This is a genomic window from Candidatus Eisenbacteria bacterium (assembly GCA_016867495.1).
In the GTDB taxonomy this organism is placed as follows: Bacteria; Eisenbacteria; RBG-16-71-46; order CAIMUX01; family VGJL01; genus VGJL01.
The window spans coordinates 1-1,742 of sequence record VGJL01000355.1 but is presented as its reverse complement, the minus strand read 5'-3'; the positions used below and the strand labels follow the sequence as shown (position 1 = coordinate 1,742).

General features: G+C 68.7%; 1 protein-coding gene. It reads right to left on the bottom strand.

Going from position 1 to position 1,742, the window contains the following annotated elements; all coding sequences use genetic code 11:
• On the bottom strand, positions 1–1,590 hold a 1,590-nt coding region (locus FJY88_14210), incomplete at its 3' end, for a ferrous iron transporter B (protein MBM3288481.1).
• Between the last annotated feature and the right edge of the window lie 152 nt (positions 1,591–1,742).

Below are 1,742 nucleotides of genomic sequence, written 5' to 3'. Positions count from 1 at the left end.
CAGGACGCCGAGCTGGGCCGAGCAGGGCACACCCAGGGCGAGAAGGAGGGTCACGATGATCCGCTGCTTGCGCGTGTCCAGGATCCGCGTCGTCAGAGTCGCCATCGTGTCGCACCCGAGGCCGAGAACCATCGGCAGGACGGCGCGTCCGTTCAGACCCATCGCCCGGAAGAGGCCGTTCACGATGACGGCGAGGCGCGGCAGATACCCCGAGTCCTCCAGAATGCCGAAGAGGATGAAGAAGGTCGCCACGATCGGCAGAACGATGGCGAAGCCGTAGGCGAGAGCCATCGTGAAGATCCCGTAGGGGCCGACCAAGAGATCGTGCAGGAAGCGGAGGACCTCCTCGAAGGCCGTGAGCGGCCGGCCGGTCTCGTATTCGAGAGCGGGGACATCCCTCGTCCAGGAGATCCCGGTGTCGATCCCCCCCGCCGGCGTCAGGGGGATCTCGATCCCGACCTCGATCGGGGCATGTGGATGCTCGTGGGGGAATGGGAGGAGGGCGTCGGCGCCGTGGATCGCTAAAGGGTTCAGGACTTGCCCGAAGAGGCCGGTCTCGAGCAGATCGACCAGCGTCCCTGCGCCGAGGAGCCCCACGAACCAGAACGTCAAGGCCAGGACCGCGGCCAGGATCCCGATTCCCTTCAGGGGATCGATCGCCCAGCGGCCGATGCGCTGCATCCATCCGCCGCGCGCGATTGTGGCCGCGCGATAGGTGCCCGCCAGGAGACGGTCGGCCGCCGCGAGGTGGCGCTTCCGGATCAGATGGGAAAGCGGCTCGGCGACCGCGCGGCTCGCTTCGAGGCGGATCCTCTCGCACTGCTCGACCGTCGCAGGATCGACGTGCGCGCGGAGCCAGGGGACGATCGTCCGATCCCCCGCGAGCAGCAGAACGGCGATGAAGCGGGAGGAGGCGCCTGTCTCCGGCAGGAGCGCCGAGATCCTCTCGATGGCCCTCTCGACGGAGGGCGGATAGTCGGGCGCGAGACTCGGAACGGCGGCGCGGCCGGTCGCGCCGCGCAGGCGCCCGAGTCCCTGCCGGCGGATCGCGATCGTCTCGACGACCGGGATCCCGAGCTCCCGCTCCAACCGGGCGCGGTCGATCCCGATCCCCAGCGAGCGCGCCTCGTCCATCATGTTGAGGGCGAGGACGACCGGGCGGCCGAGGAGGGAGAGCTCGACCGTAAGGGCGAGGGCCCTGCGGAGGTTCTTGGCGTCGCCGACCTGCAGGATCGTTCCTTCCGTCTCGGCGAGGATGATGTCGCGGGTGACGCGCTCATCCTCCGACATCGGAATCAGGTGGTTCGTTCCCGGAGTGTCGATGACCTCCCCGCGCCCCTCCGGTCCGGCCTGCGTGCCGCGCGTCACCTCGATCGTCGTCCCGGGGTAGTTGGAGACATTGACGTAGCGTCCGGTCAGTGCGCCGAAGAGGACGCTCTTGCCGACATTAGGGTTCCCGACGAGCAGGAGCGCTCGCGCGTCGCCCGCTCGCGCTGCTCCTCGGTCTGTGGTGCGTGCCTGCATCGATTGGTCCAGATGTCCCCGTTCCGACTGCGTTTCAGCGAACAGAGGAGCGTACGCGGCCGCCATCCGCAAGTCAAACCAGGCGGCGGGCCATGGTGGCGGGCGATGGTGACGAGCGATGGTGACGAGCGATGGTGGCGGGCGATGGTGGCGGGCGAGAGCGACGCGCGCCGCCTCGGAGCAAGCGTTGCTCCTTTCCTCGCTTCTCCGGAGCTGCT